Below are 20,545 nucleotides of genomic sequence, written 5' to 3'. Positions count from 1 at the left end.
CGGACTTTACCGGCTTTTATTTTGTCTGAAACGGGGGGAAGTTCGCATTTATCACGTTGTTTTTGTTTATAAACTAAGCAAAAATAAACCAATTGCATAAGTTAATTATCACCAAGGACTTTCTCATGCCTATCGACTCTATGATCACCATAGCTGTACTCGTTTTCGTTGTTATTATTTTCATTGCTGCCGGCGTTAAAACGGTCCCACAAGGGAACAACTGGACAGTGGAGCGCTTTGGCCGCTACACACAATCCCTCAAGCCAGGACTTAACTTCATCATTCCTTTTATTGATTCGGTCGGTCATAAAATCAATATGATGGAGCGAGTACTTGATATTCCTGCTCAGGAAGTCATCTCAAAAGACAACGCGAACGTCACCATTGATGCCGTCTGTTTTGTGCAGGTCATAGATGCGGCTCGCGCAGCCTATGAAGTCAACGATCTTGAACACGCAATCCGCAACTTAACTCTGACCAACATGCGTACCGTACTCGGCTCTATGGAGCTGGATGAAATGCTCAGTCAACGTGACATGATCAACACTAAGCTGCTCTCTATCGTTGACCAAGCAACCAACCCTTGGGGGATCAAAGTTACTCGTATCGAAATCAAGGATGTACAGCCGCCAGCCGACCTAACGGCAGCGATGAATGCGCAAATGAAAGCAGAGCGGAATAAACGTGCCGAAGTTCTGGAAGCAGAAGGGGTTCGCCAAGCACAAATTCTACGCGCGGAAGGTCAAAAGCAGTCGGAAATTTTAAAAGCCGAAGGGGAAAAACAAGCCGCCATTTTACAGGCAGAAGCGCGCGAGCGTGCAGCCGAAGCGGAAGCTAAAGCGACAACTATGGTTTCAGAAGCAATCGCCAAAGGGGACATGCAAGCCGTCAACTACTTTATTGCCCAGGGCTATACTGAAGCCCTTAAAGCCATTGGTCAGGCCGAGAATGGCAAGATCATCATGCTGCCACTTGAAGCTACGGGTTTAATGGGGTCAGTCGCTGGTATTGCTGAAATGTTTAAACACAGCAAAGACAACCACTAAGGAGGTCCCTTGGTCGAATTACTCGAAGGCATGAATCACTGGCATTGGCTGGCTCTCGGGCTGGCCTTATTGGCCGTCGAATTACTCGGTACCGCAGGTTATTTTCTCTGGTTCGGTATTTCTGCGCTCGCCGTTGGTCTGCTTCTTTCATTGATGTCATTTGCTTGGCCAGTGCAATGGAGCGCCTTCGCCGCCTTTTCACTGGCAACAACGTGGATTTGGTGGCGGCGCCAATTAAAGCATGATAAGCAAAGCGACGCCTCCCGCGATCTCAACCAAAAGCAGAAACAACTCGTTGGCCAAGAATTGATTCTTGAAGAAGATATTCAGGTAGGAATGAACCGAATTCGGATAGCCGATACAACTTGGTCTGCGAAGTCTGATTCAGCCATACTTGCCGGAAGCAAGGTCAAAATAGCCAGAGTAGATGGCATTGTTCTTACTATCGAAGTTGTTGAGTAAGACAAGTTATTCAGGGGCTTTAGTTCTGAGCCCCTTCTCAAAGTTATTGAGAGATTAACCATTTCAACAGCATTTTTCTTTCTTGCAGGGTTGCCTCTCCATACCAATACACCATCATATTCATAGCTGGAGTCTCTCCACTCACTTTCTCTACAATCCCATCCCTATTAATAAAGGCGTAGTTAATGAACTCTTTCTGTTCCAATTCAGAGGCCTTGTCATACCAGTATTTGACCATTTCAGTTGAGCGTGTTTCGCTCTTACTAGGAGTAGACACATTGATCCCCCTTTCTCCTCCTGTGTCTTTACCAAGGATAAATTCACCTTCTTTCTCGACTTGGCTAAAGTAAGCTTTAGGAACACTGATGTTGACAGAATGTTTTGGTCCCGAGCTTAAAAGAAACGTGACCATAGAGCCTTCAAATTTATTGAAAAATCCTTGTTGAACAGGTATTTCGGTCGCGGTAGGAATAGCGGTCACCCGCTACCCCCCGCACAGATCCGTACGTGCGCTACTAACGCATACGGCTCCTACCTTGGGTCTAACGTCAAATCGCTGCTCAGGATAAGGGTGGACAATTCTTGCTTTGGGGATCCAGTAATCAACTAATTTCCTAAAACGTGACCATGTCATTTTATGACGCTGGCTACGCCTTCGCAGTTGCTTTAGCCATGCATTAGTGATCTCTGTAATAAACAGATTTAGGGAGCTACCATTCATTGGGACACCATAATAGTTGATGTGCCCTCGAATAATCTGATTCAGCCACTTTCCAACCTTCCACGGCGGTAAGTGAAGCCTTTTCTTTAGCTCCTGTCTGACCCATTTTATCTTACTGATAAGTCGCTTTTTGATTGTCTTCCGCTTGATCATTATGGCCTTTTGGCTCTTAGTCAGGTCACAGTAATGTGTGAATCCAAGGAAATCAAAGGTTCCTGGTCTTTGAACTTTCCCTCTTTTAAAGTCTTCAAAAGCGAATCGTCCAAAATGTATCAACTTGGTTTTGTCCGGATGAACGGATAAGCCAAATTGAGAGAGGCGTCTTTTCAACCCCTCTAAACACGCATTTGCATCATTTTTATGCTGAAAACCGATAACAGCATCGTCAGCGTACCTAACCATGATGACATCGCCAGTTGCACTTCGATGCCGTTCTCGGTTCAGCCAAAGATCAAAAGTATAATGAAGATAAACATTTGCCAACAATGGTGAGATCACCGATCCTTGAGGAGTCCCGAGGAGCGATTTAACTCGCTGGTTATGTTCATCAACGTACCCTACTTTTAACCATTTGGTAATAATTTTGAGCAATGGTTTATCTGCGACTCTGTGCTCTAAGAACTGGATCAACCAATCATGTTCTACAGTATCAAAGAACTTGGTTATATCTAAATCAAGCACCCAGTTTATCTTTCTCCGGTTGAGAGCAACATACAGTGCATCAAGAGCTTGATGCTGATTCCGCTCTGGTCGAAAACCATATGAAAAGCCCATAAAGTCGCTCTCATAGATCGATTCTAGAACTTTACTGACTGCTTGTTGAACAATTTTGTCCCTAATGCATAGGATATTCAGCGGTCGCTGACTACCGTCTTGTTTAGGGATATAAATTCTTCTGGCAGGTTTTGGCTTATATCGTCCTGATTGAATATCTTCACATAGCTGCTTGATGAGCTGTTTTGAGAATAATTGATATTTATCCCATGTTACCCCATCGATCCCTGCGGCAGAATCACGCTTGAGAGTGTAAAAGCACTCCATGAGCAATTCTTCCGTTATAAGATGAAGAAGGTTGTTAAACTTCAGTGTCTTATTTTGAGCTGCGAGTTTGCGTATGGCCACCAACTTTGACATCACGGGGATCCAGCTCTGTGTCTGGCCGTGGTTAGACTGTTGACCATTCCCCTTGGTCAGGATACTTCCCTCCGCAGACTCCGCGTCTGTTTTACGAGTTTTGTTCGTCTGTTTCATCAGTACTATTATCCTGTCCGACTTCCTATACCATATTTATCTTGCCTGAGAGGGTTCAATAATTATGCCCGGTTGATACTTACCGGGACTGTATAGGATCTCCTAGGTTCCGGCGTATAAATTTCTCTGTATGCATAAGGTCTCCGACCCCGGGAAGTGTGCCCAAGAACTCACCAAATTACGCTCTTGTCACTATTGGATTCTGCTTCGCTTAACAACATCTCCACTTCCAAACTGAATTTCGTGGCTCAATACTTAGCCTACAGATGCCTCTACTAACACTTCACTAATGCAGTTACCCACACTCAGCGCATAGCTCGAGGACCCAGCGGATGGTTAGTCCTTACTGAGATGGGACTTCCACCCATTATTTATTCGCCAGCTTTGCCTAGCGTTCTAAGCGCATCATAAACCCCGCATTCTAATCGTCTAGCCCGAATAATAAGATCAAACCTCCAACCCAAAGGAGATTTGAAATGGCCAAACGACGCACTAACCAAGAATGGCGAACCCTGTTCGAACACTATGAATCCAGCCAGTTATCACAACGATTATTCTGTGAACGTAACGGACTGAGTCTCTCCACTTTTTACGCTAAGCGCCAACAGTTAAAGCACTGCGAAAAACCGAACACGGTTGGCTTTGTTAAAACAGAAGTCGTTGAAAAGACCACAAAGTATCAAGCCACTCACGTTGCCGTTGCCAATATGACCCTGCTCGTCAATGATGTTGAACTGAGCATCCCACAAGGCACGCCAGCGACCTATCTCGCAGAGCTTATCGGTGCGCTGTCATGAAACGTATGCTCAGTGCTCCCGAAATCTATCTCTATCGCGAAAGCGTCGATTTTAGAAAGTCCATCAACGGCCTCGCGGCGATTATCGAAAGTGACACCGACTTACCCTTGGGCAGTGGTGCGCTGTTCCTATTCACCAACAAACAGCGCGATAAAGTCAAAGTGTTGTACTGGGATAAAACAGGCTTCGCTCTTTGGTACAAGCGCCTCGAAAAAGCCAAGTACAAGTGGCCTTCCAAAGAGCAAAATGAGGTGTTTACCCTAACTCAATTCGAGCTTGATAGACTGCTTTCTGGCTTCACGATTATCGGCCATAAACCCATTGAAATAAACGATTTTACAATGACTTAAGCGATAATAAAGTCTTATCCACCAAGCGTTAACGTCATGATTTTAGTATAATCAACGCCATGAAAAAGACGCTAAATATCAACCCAGAAAGCCAAGATGTTGCCGAGCTACAAGCGATGGTGAAAGTGCTGATGTCGGAGAAAAATGAGTGGCAACAAGAGCGTCAATCCCTACTTGAACAGCTCAAGCTTGCCTTCGACCGTCAGTTCGCTAAACGCTCAGAGGCGTTAAAGCCTTACAATGAATCCCAAGGTGACCTCTTCAACGAAGCGGAGTGTGAAGCTGCTAAGGAAGAAGAGGTTGATGTTGTCACAACGACCACCACAATGAAGAAACGCGGCAAACGTCAGCCCCTGCCAAAGAGCTTGCCTCGTGAGGTTATCGAACTTGATTTAGACGACGATGAAAAGCAGTGCACTTGCTGCCAACATCACCTGCATAAAATCGGTGAAGACCGTAGCGAGAAACTTGAGTTCACGCCAGCGGTACTCAAAGTGTTGGAATATGTTCGTCCTAAATATGCTTGCCGCCAATGCGAGCAAACTCAGGACAACAGCCGCATCGTTCAAAAGCCAGCGCCGCAAAGTATTATCCCTAAAAGCTTCGCTACAGAAAGCTTGTTGGCCAATATCATCCTCGGCAAATACCAATACGCGATGCCACTTTATCGACAAGAGTCGTTGTTTACCCAGTCGGGTATCGAACTCTCGCGCACCACCATGGCAAGGTGGATTATCCAAGTCAGTGAGAAGTTCGCTCCACTTTATGCGGCCTTGAAAGCGCACCTACTTGAGCAAATGGTGATTCAGGCGGATGAAACGCCGCTCAATGTCCTCAAAGAAGATAAACAGTGTTACATGTGGCTCTACTGCTCGGGCGCGGACTCGCCAGATGCCGCACTGCCCAATGTAAAAAATATCGTCTTGTATGACTATCAAAACAGTCGCGCGAGGTCGTGCCCTGTTGCCTTCTTGGGCGACTATGATGGGTATCTGCAAACCGATGGCTATGGTGTTTATGATGGGCTTCATCGAGTCACCAATGTCGGTTGCTTTGCGCATGCTCGGCGCAAGTTCATGGACGCGAAAAAGCTTCAAGGCAAAGGTAAGTCAGGCAAAGCGGATAAAGCGCTGGCCAAAATCCAGAAACTCTATGGGATAGAATCCCGCTTAAAAGGTGCCAGTGCCGAAAAACGGAAAGCAGAGCGCCAAGAGCATGCTAAGCCGATACTGGATGAGCTTTATGAATGGATGACAACTCAGAAAGTGCTTGAGTCTAGCCCGCTGGGTAAAGCGATAAAATACACGCTCGGTCAGTGGCCGAAGCTCATTCGCTATATCGATGACGGTCACTTATCGATAGACAATAACCGTGCTGAACGCGCAATAAAACCGCTGGTTATTGGGAGAAAGAACTGGCTCTTCTCGACCAATCCCAATGGAGCGGAAGCGAGCGCGATGCTTTACAGTATCGTCGAGACAGCGAAAGCCAACGGCCTTATCCTTTACGACTACATAGTCAAGTGCATGCAGGAGTTAGCGAAAGCAGAACCAGATATCGATGCACTCCTGCCTTGGAACTTCAAACACTAACAATATCGCCCCGTGGGTTCATGGGGCGGATACGGTATTTCAAACCACTGAGTAACCGTACAATGCTCCGTACAAGATTCTGCCGTGGGGCGATAATCAACCAATTCGATATCATTTCCCAACAAGTTAGCTGATTTAAAGGAATCATAGCTTTTAAAGTAACTGACAGACATTCTAATCTTGGAGTCTCTTACAGAGGCAGAATGAGATTTAGGCATGACCGCAAGATAGAACAGTTCGGCTTTAACCAAGTTGGTACCAATCAACGCTTGAGTATCTGGTTGAATTGATTTCGCCTGCAACTCTACATAACTACTCCTTTCCTTTGTACTTTTTACAACATCCTCAAAGTCACTGTTGCTGTCCAAAGTGGTACATCCAATAACAAGTAAGGATATAGAAATGAGGGACAGACTTCTTAATAGTTTCATGTTCTTGGTCCTTTAGAAAAATACGCCAGCGAGATGCTGGCGTACAAGTAGAAGAAAGGCAATAGAGATGTGTTGGAAATTAGAAGCCGTATTCAAGGCCTACACGGACAAACATTTTCTTATCATCGGCATTGTATGCGTCATGTTGACCCACACGAACATAAGGAACAAAACCGTTGTGCACATACATTAACTGTGCAGAAAGAACTTCGTCATCGTCTTTGAGCTCAACACCCTTGACTTCAGATTCCAAGTTAGCAGCATAACCTAGCTTGAAGCCCCATGGGCCATTCCAGTATTGACCGATAAGAGAAACTTGAACTTGCTCAGCTTCTTGACCAGCATATACAGTATGCTTCGATTCACCCTCGTTGTATTTGTAAGCACCTGCTAAACCAAATCCGGCTGGTAGCGGTAACTCAAACCCAAGAATATAGGCAGATGAATCAACAGCAGAGCCATCGTATTTGGAGTTTGATTCTAAACCGGCATGAACCGTAACAACGTCAGAAAAGTTGTAGTGAACAGCAGCACCAAAGTGGTTCGAGTCTTTAACTGCGGTATCGCCACGTCCTGCTGAAATGTTGAACGTTAAACCACCAAAAGCTGGCGAGTCGTAGCGAGCGATATCGCCTTTACGATCGTAATGAGCCTTAACATCACCGCCCCAGTCAAATACACGTCCAAGTCCTGGGTTTGAATATGGCCAGTCTACAATTTCGTATAGAGGAGTAAGCATACGACCGAAACGTACTTTACCCCAATCGCCTTGCAGTCCTAGGAATGTATCACGAGCACCTAGTGTAGAACCTTTGCCGTCCTCACCTACGTATCCAGATTCGATCTGCATAAACACGTTCAGGTTATCAAACATGTCTTTGCTAGCACGGAAGCCGATACGAGATTCATTCTCGTAGTCGTACCCGTTGCCATCTTCTTGGTTAAAGATAGAGATCGCAGCAACGCCATATGCCTGAACATTAAAATCAGAGATGACGCCTACTTGGGATGTTTCGTTAGCAAAAGAAGCAGTAGACGCAGCCGCAACTACAATACCTAGAAGAGTACGTTTAAACATTTTGTCCATGGAAAAACTCCTAAAAATGGATATAGCTGTATTGTCTTTCTCGCCTTTAGTTGGCCGCCGAAGGGGAGAAATCATTTCCTGTGAAAAAACCTCATAATGACTAATTTTGGTTTTTTTATTTCCTGCATACACCGTGTGTATCCATGACTCATAGACTAACTTCGCGGCGTAAAACATCCAATCAGAACTTATTTTTTTCTAAAAAAATATGAGCAACCCCAAATTTCCACGTCCTAAATTGATCGAGATCTAATTTTTCCCCAACCAAACAAAAAACGATAAAATCTTTTTAAAACAAAAAGATAAGCGGAAACCATTGAAGTGCGTCGCATTTTTGAGAGTGGAAAATGAAATGAAATCAAGTGGAGAGATTGCTCACAGCAAAATCTGCAAGGATTGTTCTCCTATTGTGGATGGGATTATTTTTGATAAAAAATAACCCTCTAAAGTTTCCTTTAGAGGGTTTTAGATTTCTCTGAATTTTGTTCTTTATAGCAGAGCGAGGAGATCTTGTTCGCTTCTTATCTCAACCCCAAGCTCTTGCGCTTTTACCAGTTTAGATCCCGCCGCTTCCCCGGCAAACAGTATGTCTGTTTTTTTGGAAACACTTCCTGTCACTTTGGCACCCAGAGATTCAAGTGCCGCTTTAGCTTCATCACGGTTAAGTTGAGTCAGCGTTCCGGTTAAAACCACTATTTTCCCAGCCAAAGGCTGCTGTGTTTGAACATTCGGCTCGACAATGTCAGGCCAATGGACCCCCTGAGCAAGCAGATCTTGCACCACCGCTTGGTTCTTTTCTTCCGAGAAAAATGCCGTGATATGGCTCGCAACGACATCGCCAATATCTTGCACCTCAACCAGCTCATCATGGGTCGCAACTTGCAACTTATCCAGCGTTTTAAAATGTCGAGCGAGATTCGCAGCCGTCGCCTCTCCGACTTCTCTGATACCGAGTGAGTAGAGAAAGCGTGGTAATGTGGTGTGTTTCGCTTTATTTAGAGCGTTTACCACATTTTGTGCCGATTTAGGCCCCATACGATCCAACACCGTCAGTACTCCAGCCGACAATCGAAAGAGATCCGCTGGCGTCTCAACCATTTCTCGGTCGACCAGTTGTTCAATCACTTTTTCGCCTAACCCATCCACATCCAGAGCCTTACGGGAGACAAAATGTTTCAGCGCTTCTTTGCGCTGTGCCTGACAGACTAACCCTCCCGTACATCGGGCCACAGCCTCCCCTTCCACTCTCTCTACATGAGAGTGGCAAACAGGGCAGTCTTTGGGAAACTCAATGGGCTGTTCTCTGCCCGTGCGGCGATCACGAACGACAGAAACAACCTGCGGGATCACGTCCCCAGCACGGCGAATCACCACACTATCACCAATCATCACACCAAGGCGGGCTATCTCATCGGCATTGTGCAAGGTGGCGTTACTCACCGTAACGCCGCCGACAAAAATAGGCTCTAGCTTTGCAACGGGTGTAATAGCGCCTGTACGACCAACCTGAAACTCCACATCATTTAAGAGAGTGATCTCTTCTTGCGCGGGAAACTTGTAGGCAATCGCCCAACGTGGTGCACGCGCCACAAACCCAAGTTGTTCTTGAACGGCGATATCGTCGATTTTGATCACCACACCGTCTATCTCGTAAGGCAGTGCGTCGCGACGAGCAAGAATATCAGCATAATAAGCGCGCACTTCATCAAGCCCTGACACCTTTTGCGTCTGAGGACACATTGGCAGCCCCCACTCTTTAAGTTGCAAAAAGCGCTGGTAATGACTAGAAGAGAGTTCCGTCCCCTCAACTAAACCAACACTGTAGGCATAAAATGCCAACGGACGTGATGCGGTGATACGTGAATCCAGTTGACGCAAACTGCCCGCTGCTGCATTGCGCGGGTTAACGAACACCTTCTCGCCTTTTTTACGCGCTTTTTCGTTGAGCTGCTCAAAACCGGCTTTCGGCATAAACACCTCACCGCGAACTTCAAGGCGAACCGGCCAGCCTTGACCATTCAGTTTTAATGGCACTGATGAGATGGTACGAACATTTTCAGTGATGTTCTCCCCTGTTGTTCCGTCCCCGCGAGTCGCAGCCTGAACTAAGATGCCATTTTCATAGAGCAGACTCACCGCTAAACCGTCCAGTTTCGGCTCGCAGCAAAACACTTCAATTGACGAACCCGCTAATCTGTCCTGCGCGCGTTTGTGGAAAGCGGCCAACTCTTCATCACTAAACGCGTTGTCTAGAGACAACATGGGGATTTCATGCGTAACTTGAGCAAAGCTCTCAAGCGGCATACCACCGACTCGGCGGCTTGGTGAATCTAGGGTCACTAAATCGGGATGAGCAGTTTCAATGTCAATCAACTCGCGCATCATTCGGTCATATTCTGCGTCGGGAATTTCCGGATTATCTTCGACATAATAGCGAAATGCATGGTAATGGAGCTGTTGTTTGAGTTCTTCTAGTCTATTCAATATCGATTCAGACATCTTCCAGTCCTTAAGCACTATAAAAAAGGGCTCCCTTGGGAGCCCTGACGGTTAACCAGGAAGCTTAAGACTTTGTGCTCTTAAACTCAACAATTTGGCGTCTGTATGCGGCCAATCTGTCGGGAGTCATGAGATTACGATGGTCGTCAAGCACATTCCCTCCCAAGTCATCAGCAATCTGCTGGGCAGTTTTAAGCATTAACTTGAAATTCTGCTCCGCATCGCCATAGCAAGGCAGCGTCATGAAAAAGGAGATGCCTTTAGTGGTAAACGTCGCCGGATCATCGTGTTTTAATGTGCCAGGATGCATCATATTGGCAACACTAAAGAGTACCTTGCCATTCCCAGACAAATCCGCATGGCGATGGAAAATGTCCATCTCGCCGTAAATCAGGCCATTTTGCTGCATGCTGTCAAACAATCGGGTACCAACAAAAGGAGCCTCCCCTGCGCAGTGAACATTTAAAACGATCACTTCCATCTCAGGTTCAGGGTCTGCCTGAGCTGCACTCTGTTTTGGCTCAGCTTGTTCGGAGGGAACAATCGGTTCTTCGCCATGAGATTCGTTGACCTCTGATGCAGAAAAACTTGGCGTAACCTCTACCTCATCATTTAGTACAGTTTGTGCAGGCTCGGCGAACTTTCTATCTTGGTTATCTAGATCATCGATCAATGGGTCACCAATTAAAGGATCTGGTGAGAAAGGCATGCTTTCTTCAAACGCAGGCTCTTTACGCTCTTTACGAATGATTTCAAAATCATCTTCAGGCGCGACGCTAAGTGTATTTTCCTGCGTTTCGTTTTCACTCAAATCCAGTTTACTCAGTGGCTTATCACCGAACTTGGCTTTTCCCTCTTTTTTGCTTGTCCATAATCCGTGAAACAGCAACGCTGCAATTGCCAGAGCACCGACAACAATGAGTACGAATCGCAATTCCTGCATTTTTTACTCTCATATTCCCCAAGACACACCAGTGACAAAACGTTGAAAGGTCTCTGCGGGTCAGTTAAAACATCATTATCGTGTTACTTTACCAAAGATAACAAGAGAGTTAGAACAAATTAATGTCATAAGTTCCGTAATTGGTGTGATTTCTTCCACGCTTTTTTTCTCTCGCCAGATGAGTACAATAAACGCTCTATTTCTTTTGCAGAACAACGAGATGAATACTGAGTACAATCAACGCAGTGGGTTTGGCTACTTTTTCTACGGCCTCGAGCTGGCCTTTGCTCCACGTATCCGACGCTTCATTATTTTGCCGCTGCTAGCGAATCTGCTACTGGTCGGCGGTGCACTTTACTATCTCTTCTCACACCTAAATGGTTGGATTGACAATTGGGTTGGTCAACTGCCCGAGTTTTTGTCTTGGCTAAGTTACCTACTGTGGCCTTTGTTAGCGCTTACCATCATTGCAACGTTTTCCTATTTCTTTAGCACCTTAGCGAATTTTATCGCCGCACCATTTAACGGCTTGTTGGCCGAAAAGGTGGAAGAGGCGCTCACAGGTCAAAAGGTCAATGATGAGGGTATAGCGGCGGTGCTCAAAGACGTTCCTCGAGTGCTCGCCCGTGAATGGCGTAAGCTTCTTTATGTTCTGCCGAAAGTGATTGGTTTATTTATCCTGCTGCTGATCCCTGCACTCGGGCAAACGCTCGGCCCCGTGCTGTGGTTTATCTTCACGGCTTGGATGCTTGCCATTCAATATTGTGACTATCCGTTTGATAATCACAAGGTGCCTTTCAACGACATGAGAAACACTTTGAAACAAAATCAAGCCAAAGCCTACACCTTTGGTGCGGTGGTTTCGATATTCACTTCTATCCCGATTTTGAACCTCTTCGTCATGCCCATTGCTGTATGCGGCGCAACGGCCATGTGGGTGAATGAGTTTAAGCGTTGATCTTGTGCCAGATGAGTGAGTTTGTCTCGTCTGGCAATATTTCGTTCCAACAGCGCCCGCCCTCATAAGATATAACTTTTTAATCCTTTTCCGTTGTGTATAACCAGCATATTCTTTTGCCATATTCACTAAACGTGTAATGAAGGAACATCACCATGAGCAAGATCTACGAAGACAACTCCCTGACCATTGGCAATACTCCTCTCGTTCGTTTGAACAAAGTCAGTAAAGGCAAAGTGTTAGCCAAGATTGAATCGCGCAACCCAAGTTTCAGCGTTAAATGCCGAATCGGTGCAAATATGATTTGGGAAGCCGAGAAGGCAGGAACGCTTAAACCTGGTGTAGAGCTCGTCGAGCCAACCAGCGGAAATACCGGTGTTGCGTTGGCATTCGTCGCCGCTGCTCGTGGCTACAAATTAACTCTAACCATGCCGGAATCAATGAGCCTTGAGCGTCGTAAACTTCTCAAAGCGCTAGGAGCAAACCTCGAACTGACTGAAGCAGCGAAAGGCATGAAAGGGGCAATTGCCAAAGCTGAAGAGATCGTAGCAAGCAACCCAGAAAAGTATCTGCTACTCCAACAATTTAATAACCCAGCTAACCCACAAATCCACGAAAAAACGACAGGCCCTGAAATTTGGGAAGCCACTGATGGTCAAGTCGATGTATTCGTTGCTGGTGTGGGTACTGGTGGTACATTAACGGGTACTAGCCGTTACATCAAAGGCGAGAAAGGCAAAGCCATCATCTCTGTTGCCGTTGAACCAGCGGAATCTCCTGTCATTAGCCAAGCGCTTGCGGGTGAGGAAATCAAACCAGCGCCACACAAAATTCAAGGTATCGGCGCAGGTTTCATTCCTGGCAACCTAGATTTAGAGATGATTGACCGCGTCGAAACCGTTACATCAGACGAAGCGATTGAGATGGCTCGTCGTCTGATGGAAGAGGAAGGCATTTTGGCGGGTATTTCGTCAGGCGCAGCTGTCGTTGCGGCAAATCGCCTTGCTGAACTACCTGAATTTGAAGGAAAAACCATCGTAACTGTGCTACCAAGTTCAGGTGAACGCTATTTGAGCACGGCACTTTTTGCAGGGATTTTCACCGAGAAAGAGAACCAGCAGTAATACGAATCCAAATCAATTTTTCGTTTAAAAAAGCCCCATTCAGGGGCTTTTTTGTTGATCCCTGCCTCACCTTTGGTAATATCGGGATGTTTTATTTTAAGCTTCAAAATAATTTATAACAACGATGTAACCTCTTAGGTTACGAGTTGCAAAAAATTTTGACTCGCGTCAGCTTCAACATGCTTACCGTTGCCCGTCGCTAGCGGGTATCGAATAAAGCAGTTAAGCTTAAAACTTGTCACTATCAACAAAAATACAATCAATTGGGGTATATCACATGTACGAGAAGCAAGTAGAAATCACAGCAGAAAACGGTCTTCACACTCGTCCAGCTGCGCAGTTCGTAAAAGAAGCAAAAGCTTTCGATGCGGATATCACTGTGACTTCTAACGGCAAAAGCGCAAGCGCCAAAAGTCTGTTCAAACTGCAAACTCTTGGCCTTGTGAAAGGCACTGTAGTTACAATTTCTGCTGAAGGCCCACAGGCTAAACAAGCAGTTGACCACCTAGTTGCTCTTATGGATCAACTTCACTAATCCTGTTCTCCTCAACAAAGCCATTTAGCCAACTAAATGGCTTTGTTTGAAGATAAAATCCGATTAGTCGGCTACAGTTTTCGTTAGCGATTTAGTCACACATTCCCGTTTACGTTTGACCAACTTAAGGTAAGGCTATGATTTCAGGCATCCTGGCATCTCCTGGTATTGCAATTGGTAAAGCACTACTACTTCAAGAAGATGAAATTGTCCTAAACACTAACACTATCACCGCAGAGCAAGTAGACGCTGAAGTTAAGCGTTTCTACGATGCCCGTTCTAAATCTTCTGCTCAGCTAGAAACCATCAAGCAGAAAGCGTTGGAAACGTTTGGTGAAGAGAAGGAAGCGATCTTCGAAGGTCACATCATGCTTCTTGAAGATGAAGAGCTAGAAGAAGAGATCCTAGCGTTCATCAAAAATGACAAGATGACGGCGGATAACGCAATTCACACCGTTATCGAAGAACAGGCAATGGCGCTTGAGTCTCTTGATGATGAGTACCTGAAAGAACGTGCCACGGATATCCGCGATATCGGTTCTCGTTTCGTTAAAAACGCCCTAGGCATCAACATTGTGTCACTGAGTGACATCAATGAAGAAGTTATTCTGGTGGCTTACGACCTAACACCGTCTGAAACGGCGCAAATCAACCTAAACTACGTGTTGGGCTTTGCGTGTGATATTGGCGGTCGTACTTCGCATACCTCAATCATGGCACGCTCACTTGAGTTGCCAGCCATTGTTGGAACAAACGACATTACCAAACGTGTTAAAAATGGCGATATGCTGATTCTTGACGCGATGAATAACAAAATTATCGTTAACCCTTCAGAAACTCAGCTTGAAGAAGCCAAAGCGGTCAAAGCGGCGTTTCTTGCAGAGAAAGAAGAGCTGGCGAAACTGAAAGATCTACATGCTGAAACTCTAGACGGCCATCGTGTAGAAGTATGCGGCAATATCGGTACAGTGAAAGACTGTGATGGCATCATCCGCAACGGCGGTGAAGGTGTTGGTCTGTATCGTACCGAGTTTTTGTTCATGGACCGGGACGCTCTGCCTACTGAAGAAGAGCAGTATCAAGCGTACAAAGAAGTTGCGCAAGCAATGGAAGGTCAAGCGGTGATTATCCGTACTATGGATATCGGCGGCGACAAAGATCTGCCATATATGGATCTACCAAAAGAGATGAACCCGTTCCTTGGCTGGCGCGCAGTACGCATCAGCTTGGATCGTCGTGAAATTCTACGTGACCAGCTACGTGGTATTCTGCGTGCATCAGCACACGGTAAACTGCGTATCATGTTCCCAATGATCATCTCTGTTGAAGAAATTCGCGCGCTGAAAGAAGCGATCGAAGAGTACAAAGCAGAACTGCGCGCTGAAGGTTTGGCTTTTGACGAAAACATCGAAATCGGTGTCATGGTTGAGACACCAGCAGCAGCAGCGATTGCACACCACTTAGCCAAAGAAGTGTCATTCTTCTCAATCGGTACCAACGATCTGACCCAGTATACACTCGCGGTTGACCGTGGTAATGAGATGATTTCTCATCTTTACAACCCACTTTCACCAGCAGTACTGACTGTTATCAAACAAGTTATTGATGCATCTCATGCTGAAGGCAAATGGACGGGTATGTGTGGCGAATTAGCGGGTGATGAACGCGCAACTCTGCTACTATTGGGTATGGGGCTAGATGAGTTCTCTATGAGCGGTATCTCAATTCCAAAAGTGAAGAAAGTAATCCGCAACGCAAATTTCGCAGCAGTAAAAGCAATGGCTGAAGAAGCACTTGCCTTGCCAACCGCTGCAGAAATTGAAGCGTGTGTAGAAAAATTCATCGCAGTGCACGCGAAGTAATCTGCAGCCAAAATTCGAGTTTATAGAGTACGTTAGGCGACTAAAAAAAGTCGTCTAACAACTCGGATTGGTATACTATAATTCGACAGAATAAAACTAAACCTTAGGAGCATGACGCAATGGGTCTGTTTGATAAACTTAAGAAGCTTGTATCTGATGACAGCGCTGATGCTGGCGCAATCGAGATCATCGCACCTTTGTCTGGTGAAATCGTAAACATTGAAGATGTGCCAGATGTTGTTTTTGCTGAGAAAATCGTAGGCGATGGTATCGCTATCAAACCAGCAGGCAACAAGATGGTTGCTCCTGTAAACGGTACTATCGGTAAGATCTTCGAAACGAACCACGCATTCTCAATCGAGTCTGACGATGGTGTTGAGCTTTTCGTTCACTTCGGTATCGATACCGTTGAGCTGAAAGGTGAAGGCTTCAAGCGTATCGCAGAAGAAGGTCAAACTGTAAAAGCAGGCGACACTGTGATTGAGTTCGACCTAGCGCTCCTTGAAGAGAAAGCAAAGTCAACCCTAACTCCTGTTGTTATCTCTAACATGGATGAAATCAAAGAGTTGAATAAACTTTCTGGTTCTGTGGTTGTCGGTGAAACGCCAGTTCTGCGCGTGACTAAGTAATTATTTTTACTTGGAACCGAACACCAAAAAACGCTGCAAATTGCAGCGTTTTTTGTTTATGCCAGTAAGCTGATTGCACCATTAGGCGATTGTTTGGCTTGAGCCAACAAAGCGGAAGTAGCTTGCTGACGGAACTGTGATTTAACTAAAGCAGTTGACTCTCTAGCAAAGTCGGCGTCCTCTATCCTTCCTCTTGATGCAGTGACATTGCGATGAATATTATGCAAATTGTCCATTGTTCCCGATACTCGGTTCTGAAAACCACCAATTTCACTCCGATGAGAATCAACGTATTTAATTGCACTATCTAACACAGCAATGGCCAGTTGAGCGTTACCCACTGTACTAATATCAAGATCATCGAGCGTAATCTCGTGATGCTCCTCAATATCGACCTCACTGTTAAAACTGCCGCTTATCCTTACTCCATCTGGCGCGTCACGATTTGAGACATAAAACTGCAACCTGCCATCTTGGGTTACCGATGAGTTCACGACATCTTGGCGTGCGTTGATATAAGTCGCAACTTCTTCAAGATTATCTCCAGGTTTTAAGGAAAGCTGTATCTTCTGCTCCTCACCACCCGCATCCTGATAAGTAAAATTGAGTTGCCGAGAATCTTTTGCGACCTGCCAATCAGGGGAGAGACTCACATCTGCCAAATAGTGACGCCCGCCCATTTCAGGTGTCTGGGTACACATATTATTTAATGTCAGTGAGATGGAGTTTGCATTCGCACCAAGATGAAAACTTTTAGAACCAAATTTGCCGTTAAACAATTCAGCACCGGCAAAGGTGGTGGTTCTAGCGATTCTATCCAGTTCATCTTTTAGCATCACCGTTTCCTGCTGCATACTCTGACGATCATCGTCAGTATTCGAGCCGTTAGCGGATTGCAAAGAGAGCGATCGTAATCTCTGCAGTATCGCACTGCTTTCCTGCAACGCCCCTTCAGCGGTTTGTGCCACTGAGTAGGCGTTATTTGCATTGGTCAGCGCCATATCCAAACCTCGCAGTTGTACATGTAAGGTATTGGCGATTTGCATGCCTGCAGCATCATCACTTGCACTATTGATTCTTGATCCGGAACTCAGATTTTTTTGGGTTTCAGCCACCTCGCCTGCCGCGTTGCCCAGATACCGCTGGGCGACCATCGCAGACACGTTGGTATTTATTGAAACCATTTATGCGATATCCCTCTCCTTTCGTCTTGTGCTAAACCAGACATATACGTCATGTCGAAATCGTTGCTAGTTAAGGAGAAAAAGCCAAGTAACCACTTACTTAGCTTTTTCTCAATCTCCATTAACCCAGTAGGCTAAGCGCTGAGTTTGGCGCTTGTTTCGCCTGAGCAAGAATCGAACTGGATGCTTGCGACAGAATTTGTGTTTTGGTCAATTGAGTCGTCTCTTTCGCGAAGTCGGTATCTTTGATACGGCTCTTCGACGCGTTCACGTTCTCATTGATGTTGTCCAAGTTGCTGATTGCGTGGTTGAAACGGTTCTGGAACGCACCCAGCTCTGCACGGTGGCTGTCCACGTATTTCAGCGCCGCATCGAGAATCGCTACCGACTCTTGCGCACCTTGCACGCTGGTCACGTCAATGGTGTCTACCGTTACTTCTTTGCCCTCACCAATGCCAAGCTCACCCGCTAGGCTGCCCGAGAAAGAGAGCTCGCCTTGCACTTTGTTGGTACCGGCGAAGATTTGCAGTTTGCCGCCTTCACCGACAGAGGCTTTCAGCAGGTCGGTTTGACCGTTGATGTAGGTGGCCAGCTCTTCGATGTCATCACCCGCTTTGGCGTTGATGTTGATCTCTTGCTCGTTACCAAATGTATCGGTCAGTGAGATAGTCAGGTCGTTGTCACCGGCAGAAACGGTCCAGTTTTTGTCTTTCCCTTCTTCTGCTTGGTAGCTGATGCCGCCCATCATCTTGTTGTCTGAGCGCATGTCTTTGAGTGACAGCATCACCGCTTCACCGTTGTCCGCACCAATCTGCATCGATTTGGTACCGTAGGTGCCGTTAAGCAGTTTGTTACCACCAAATGATGTGGTTTCTGCAATACGGTTCAGCTCGTCGTTAAGCGCAGTCACTTCTTCTTGAATCGCCACACGCTCTGCTTTGGAGTTTGAGCCGTTAGCCGATTGCAAAGACAAGTCACGCATACGTTGCAGGATGTTGGTGGTTTCGTTCATCGCACCTTCGGCGGTTTGCGCGATGGAGATACCATCGTTGGCGTTACGCACCGCCACATCCAAACCACGACTTTGTACGTTCAAGCGGTTCGAGATTTGCAGACCCGCTGCGTCATCTTTCGCGCTGTTGATTTTGAAACCTGAAGACAGACGTTCCATCGACGTTTGTTGCGCGCTGTTTGCGCCGTTTAGGTAACGTTGTGCTGTCATTGCTGCTACGTTGGTATTTACATTCACTGCCATGATGAATTCTCCAATTGATTTTCCGATGTTACGGTTTCCGACGTCTCGGAAAACCAAGTAGTTCTCTCAAAGTTACTTTTATTAACGACGTCAAACGCCGAAGCTTTAGCAAAATATTTAAAAAAATAATAAATAGAGATCGGATTAATAAATCTGAGTAAAACTTGCGCTTTGGCGCTCAAGTTTTGTTTGAAGATGTCGAATGGCGAGAATAGGAAAAGGTAAGCATTATCAGCGTTAACGGTGATTTTTTGCCACTTATCGGCAGCTTGTAGGAAAATTGCGCTGAAGAGGACAAATGTCGGCAGAAATGCCAAAGAATAGTCGTTAGAGGGAAACTGAGAAAAAGAAAAAGAAAAAGAAAAAGCCCCATTCCTTTGAGAGAACCGGGGCTAGGTTGGTAGCCAGAGCCAATGTGGAGATCAAGAGAAATGAACACATTTCCGGCACACCGGACAACTCCACATCAATAATGTCAGGCAGGTGAGAGATGAGAGAGCCTTTCATTCAATGTAAAGTTGTTTGCCACGTCATCCTGTACCATAAGCGCACGTCTGAGCCATAGCTGGTACAGGACTTCCGTTAGCCCTGCAATAGTGACATTGCAGAGTTTGGCAACTGTTTTGCTTGAGCAAGTATTGAAGTACCTGCTTGTTGCAATATTTGTGCTTTCGTCATTTGCGTTGTTTCCTTAGCAAAATCGGTATCTTTAATTCGACTGTTCGAAGCATCCACGTTTTCCTGCACGTTAGCGAGGTTGTTAATGCTGTGGTTGAGACGGTTTTGCTTCGCACCAAGATCCGCTCGCTGCGAGTCGACGTATTTTAGTGCGGCATCAATTACGCTGATGGCATTTTGTGAGCCTTGTACGGTGCGCAGATCCACATCCTGCACCGTCGTTTTGATCGGCTCATCACTGAGACCAAGTTCACTGGCTAGGCCACCAGAAATGGAGATTTCACCTTTCACGTTCGGCTCTGCGACGAAGATTTGCAGTTTGCCATCTTCACTCACTGATGCGTTAATCAGATCCGACTGGCCGTTGATGTAAGTCGCGAGTTCTTCAATGTCATCACCTACTTTGGCCATAATATTGATTTCTAGATCATCTACATCGCCATCTTCATCTTCGCCCATCATCGGCAGCACAATTGTCAAATCTGCCTTGTCGGCACTGACACTCCAATTGCGGTCTTTGCCATTTTCCGATTGGAAGGTGGTACCACCCATACGGAAGTCATCAGCGCGAACACTTGTCAGCCCCATAATCATGGCTTCACCGGAGTTAGAGCCAATTTGGAAGGACGCATCACCAAAGGAGCCATTGAGCAGACGCCGACCACCAAAAGAGGTCGTTTCTGCAATACGGTTAATCTCGTCTTGCAGAGCATTAGCTTCTTCGTTAATCGCCTGACGCTCTGCTTGCGTATTCGTGCCGTTGGCCGACTGGATGGACAGATCTCGCATACGTTGCAATACCGAGGTGACCTCGTTCATTGCCCCTTCTGCGGTCTGCGCAATCGAGATACCATCGTTCGCGTTGCGCATCGCCACATCCAAACCTCGCGACTGGGCCGTCAAACGGTTAGAGATTTGCAGACCGGCTGCGTCGTCTTTGGCACTGTTAATTTTGTGACCAGATGACAAACGTTCCATTGAGGTGTTTAACTCATCTGTCGCTTTGTTTAAGTAACGTTGGGCGGTCATCGCGGAAACGTTAGTACTTACTGTTACAGCCATTTTGCTCTCCTTCTGAGTTCGCAAGCTCCTGCGAAGCGGCCAGCTTTACTCTCATTTGGAAAAGCACTGACCGTAATTA

Annotated in this window: 19 protein-coding genes; 10 read left to right on the top strand and 9 right to left on the bottom strand. The window is 46.1% G+C overall.

What is annotated here, in order from left to right; all coding sequences use genetic code 11:
- The first annotated feature begins 140 nt into the window (after nt 1-140).
- Both EA26_RS04740 and EA26_RS04735 read left to right on the top strand, forming a co-directional pair.
- Nucleotides 141-1,046 (top strand): SPFH domain-containing protein, encoded by a 906-nt coding sequence (locus EA26_RS04740; RefSeq protein WP_193244131.1) that lies wholly within the window; start codon nt 141-143, stop codon nt 1,044-1,046.
- A 9-nt stretch (nt 1,047-1,055) separates the two neighbouring features.
- Nucleotides 1,056-1,508 (top strand): NfeD family protein, encoded by a 453-nt coding sequence (locus EA26_RS04735; RefSeq protein ID WP_039424676.1) that lies wholly within the window; start codon nt 1,056-1,058, stop codon nt 1,506-1,508.
- 43 nt (nt 1,509-1,551) lie between these two features.
- Here EA26_RS04735 and EA26_RS04730 read toward each other — a convergent pair whose 3' ends face one another.
- Together EA26_RS04730 and ltrA are read right to left on the bottom strand one after the other, a co-directional pair.
- Nucleotides 1,552-1,989: a hypothetical protein gene (locus EA26_RS04730; protein ID WP_152593657.1), complete on the bottom strand. Its 438-nt coding sequence runs from the start codon at nt 1,987-1,989 to the stop codon at nt 1,552-1,554.
- Nucleotides 1,990-1,992: 3 nt separating this feature from the next.
- Nucleotides 1,993-3,480: a group II intron reverse transcriptase/maturase gene (gene ltrA, locus EA26_RS04725; protein ID WP_052079615.1), complete on the bottom strand. Its 1,488-nt coding sequence runs from the start codon at nt 3,478-3,480 to the stop codon at nt 1,993-1,995.
- Between the two features lie 476 nt (nt 3,481-3,956).
- Between ltrA and tnpA the strand changes: the two genes are divergently transcribed.
- Genes tnpA through tnpC form a run of 3 tightly spaced genes read left to right on the top strand, consistent with a single transcriptional unit; the run spans nt 3,957 to nt 6,219 of the window.
- The gene (tnpA, locus tag EA26_RS04720) at nt 3,957-4,277 is read left to right on the top strand and encodes an IS66 family insertion sequence element accessory protein TnpA (protein WP_039423672.1); all 321 of its coding nucleotides are present in this window, start codon (nt 3,957-3,959) and stop codon (nt 4,275-4,277) included.
- The gene (gene tnpB, locus EA26_RS04715) at nt 4,274-4,627 is read left to right on the top strand and encodes an IS66 family insertion sequence element accessory protein TnpB (protein ID WP_039423669.1); all 354 of its coding nucleotides are present in this window, start codon (nt 4,274-4,276) and stop codon (nt 4,625-4,627) included. The genes tnpA and tnpB overlap by 4 nt, the downstream gene beginning before the upstream one ends.
- Nucleotides 4,628-4,686: 59 nt before the next feature.
- A complete protein-coding gene (tnpC, locus tag EA26_RS04710) occupies nt 4,687-6,219 on the top strand; it encodes an IS66 family transposase (RefSeq protein WP_039424673.1) in 1,533 nt (510 codons plus the stop codon).
- On the opposite strand, the gene EA26_RS04705 is transcribed toward tnpC, so the two are convergent.
- The 4 genes from EA26_RS04705 to zipA form a co-directional block, all read right to left on the bottom strand.
- A complete protein-coding gene (locus tag EA26_RS04705; protein ID WP_052079619.1) occupies nt 6,216-6,650 on the bottom strand; it encodes a hypothetical protein in 435 nt (144 codons plus the stop codon). The genes tnpC and EA26_RS04705 overlap by 4 nt on opposite strands.
- Nucleotides 6,651-6,729: 79 nt before the next feature.
- Complete coding sequence (gene chiP, locus EA26_RS04700) at nt 6,730-7,737, bottom strand: chitoporin (protein ID WP_039424671.1); 1,008 nt, start codon at nt 7,735-7,737, stop codon at nt 6,730-6,732.
- 489 nt (nt 7,738-8,226) lie between these two features.
- Complete coding sequence (ligA, locus tag EA26_RS04695; protein ID WP_039424667.1) at nt 8,227-10,236, bottom strand: NAD-dependent DNA ligase LigA; 2,010 nt, start codon at nt 10,234-10,236, stop codon at nt 8,227-8,229.
- A 64-nt stretch (nt 10,237-10,300) separates the two neighbouring features.
- The gene (zipA, locus tag EA26_RS04690; protein ID WP_039424666.1) at nt 10,301-11,179 is read right to left on the bottom strand and encodes a cell division protein ZipA; all 879 of its coding nucleotides are present in this window, start codon (nt 11,177-11,179) and stop codon (nt 10,301-10,303) included.
- 220 nt (nt 11,180-11,399) lie between these two features.
- Between zipA and cysZ the strand changes: the two genes are divergently transcribed.
- From cysZ to crr, 5 genes are all read left to right on the top strand, one after another.
- Nucleotides 11,400-12,137 (top strand): sulfate transporter CysZ, encoded by a 738-nt coding sequence (cysZ, locus tag EA26_RS04685; protein WP_039424662.1) that lies wholly within the window; start codon nt 11,400-11,402, stop codon nt 12,135-12,137.
- Nucleotides 12,138-12,292: 155 nt separating this feature from the next.
- Nucleotides 12,293-13,261 carry a cysteine synthase A gene (cysK, locus tag EA26_RS04680; protein ID WP_039424659.1) on the top strand — a complete coding sequence of 323 codons (969 nt, stop codon included), beginning with the start codon at nt 12,293-12,295 and terminating at the stop codon, nt 13,259-13,261.
- A gap of 277 nt (nt 13,262-13,538) precedes the next feature.
- On the top strand, nt 13,539-13,796 hold the full coding sequence (locus tag EA26_RS04675; protein WP_039424654.1) for an HPr family phosphocarrier protein: 258 nt from the start codon (nt 13,539-13,541) through the stop codon (nt 13,794-13,796).
- A gap of 137 nt (nt 13,797-13,933) precedes the next feature.
- Entirely contained in the window at nt 13,934-15,658 is a 1,725-nt protein-coding gene (gene ptsI, locus EA26_RS04670; protein ID WP_039424651.1) for a phosphoenolpyruvate-protein phosphotransferase PtsI, read from the top strand.
- Between the two features lie 119 nt (nt 15,659-15,777).
- A complete protein-coding gene (gene crr, locus EA26_RS04665) occupies nt 15,778-16,287 on the top strand; it encodes a PTS glucose transporter subunit IIA (protein ID WP_039424649.1) in 510 nt (169 codons plus the stop codon).
- A 56-nt stretch (nt 16,288-16,343) separates the two neighbouring features.
- Here the strand turns inward: crr and EA26_RS04660 are convergent, their stop codons facing one another.
- From EA26_RS04660 to EA26_RS04645, 3 genes are all read right to left on the bottom strand, one after another.
- Nucleotides 16,344-17,471: a flagellin gene (locus tag EA26_RS04660; RefSeq protein ID WP_039424647.1), complete on the bottom strand. Its 1,128-nt coding sequence runs from the start codon at nt 17,469-17,471 to the stop codon at nt 16,344-16,346.
- A gap of 121 nt (nt 17,472-17,592) precedes the next feature.
- Nucleotides 17,593-18,726: a flagellin gene (locus EA26_RS04655; RefSeq protein ID WP_039424645.1), complete on the bottom strand. Its 1,134-nt coding sequence runs from the start codon at nt 18,724-18,726 to the stop codon at nt 17,593-17,595.
- 582 nt (nt 18,727-19,308) lie between these two features.
- Complete coding sequence (locus tag EA26_RS04645) at nt 19,309-20,466, bottom strand: flagellin (protein ID WP_039424642.1); 1,158 nt, start codon at nt 20,464-20,466, stop codon at nt 19,309-19,311.
- Between the last annotated feature and the right edge of the window lie 79 nt (nt 20,467-20,545).

Origin of the sequence: Vibrio navarrensis, assembly GCF_000764325.1 — a bacterium.
Classification (GTDB): domain Bacteria; phylum Pseudomonadota; class Gammaproteobacteria; order Enterobacterales; family Vibrionaceae; genus Vibrio; species Vibrio navarrensis.
The sequence above is the reverse complement of the archived record's forward strand: the minus strand, read 5'-3'. Positions and strand labels throughout refer to the sequence as shown.

Excerpts from the sequence above, each read along its gene's own strand:
- EA26_RS04705 (WP_052079619.1), bottom strand. The coding sequence starts at position 6,650 with ATGAAACTATTAAGAAGTCTGTCCCTCATTTCTATATCCTTACTTGTT.
- zipA (WP_039424666.1), bottom strand. The coding sequence starts at position 11,179 with ATGCAGGAATTGCGATTCGTACTCATTGTTGTCGGTGCTCTGGCAATT.
- ltrA (WP_052079615.1), bottom strand. The coding sequence starts at position 3,480 with ATGAAACAGACGAACAAAACTCGTAAAACAGACGCGGAGTCTGCGGAG.
- crr (WP_039424649.1), top strand. The coding sequence starts at position 15,778 with ATGGGTCTGTTTGATAAACTTAAGAAGCTTGTATCTGATGACAGCGCT.
- EA26_RS04675 (WP_039424654.1), top strand. The coding sequence starts at position 13,539 with ATGTACGAGAAGCAAGTAGAAATCACAGCAGAAAACGGTCTTCACACT.
- tnpC (WP_039424673.1), top strand. The coding sequence starts at position 4,687 with ATGAAAAAGACGCTAAATATCAACCCAGAAAGCCAAGATGTTGCCGAG.
- EA26_RS04645 (WP_039424642.1), bottom strand. The coding sequence starts at position 20,466 with ATGGCTGTAACAGTAAGTACTAACGTTTCCGCGATGACCGCCCAACGT.
- ptsI (WP_039424651.1), top strand. The coding sequence starts at position 13,934 with ATGATTTCAGGCATCCTGGCATCTCCTGGTATTGCAATTGGTAAAGCA.
- tnpB (WP_039423669.1), top strand. The coding sequence starts at position 4,274 with ATGAAACGTATGCTCAGTGCTCCCGAAATCTATCTCTATCGCGAAAGC.
- ligA (WP_039424667.1), bottom strand. The coding sequence starts at position 10,236 with ATGTCTGAATCGATATTGAATAGACTAGAAGAACTCAAACAACAGCTC.
- cysK (WP_039424659.1), top strand. The coding sequence starts at position 12,293 with ATGAGCAAGATCTACGAAGACAACTCCCTGACCATTGGCAATACTCCT.
- EA26_RS04740 (WP_193244131.1), top strand. The coding sequence starts at position 141 with ATGATCACCATAGCTGTACTCGTTTTCGTTGTTATTATTTTCATTGCT.
- cysZ (WP_039424662.1), top strand. The coding sequence starts at position 11,400 with ATGAATACTGAGTACAATCAACGCAGTGGGTTTGGCTACTTTTTCTAC.
- EA26_RS04660 (WP_039424647.1), bottom strand. The coding sequence starts at position 17,471 with ATGGTTTCAATAAATACCAACGTGTCTGCGATGGTCGCCCAGCGGTAT.
- tnpA (WP_039423672.1), top strand. The coding sequence starts at position 3,957 with ATGGCCAAACGACGCACTAACCAAGAATGGCGAACCCTGTTCGAACAC.
- EA26_RS04655 (WP_039424645.1), bottom strand. The coding sequence starts at position 18,726 with ATGGCAGTGAATGTAAATACCAACGTAGCAGCAATGACAGCACAACGT.
- chiP (WP_039424671.1), bottom strand. The coding sequence starts at position 7,737 with ATGGACAAAATGTTTAAACGTACTCTTCTAGGTATTGTAGTTGCGGCT.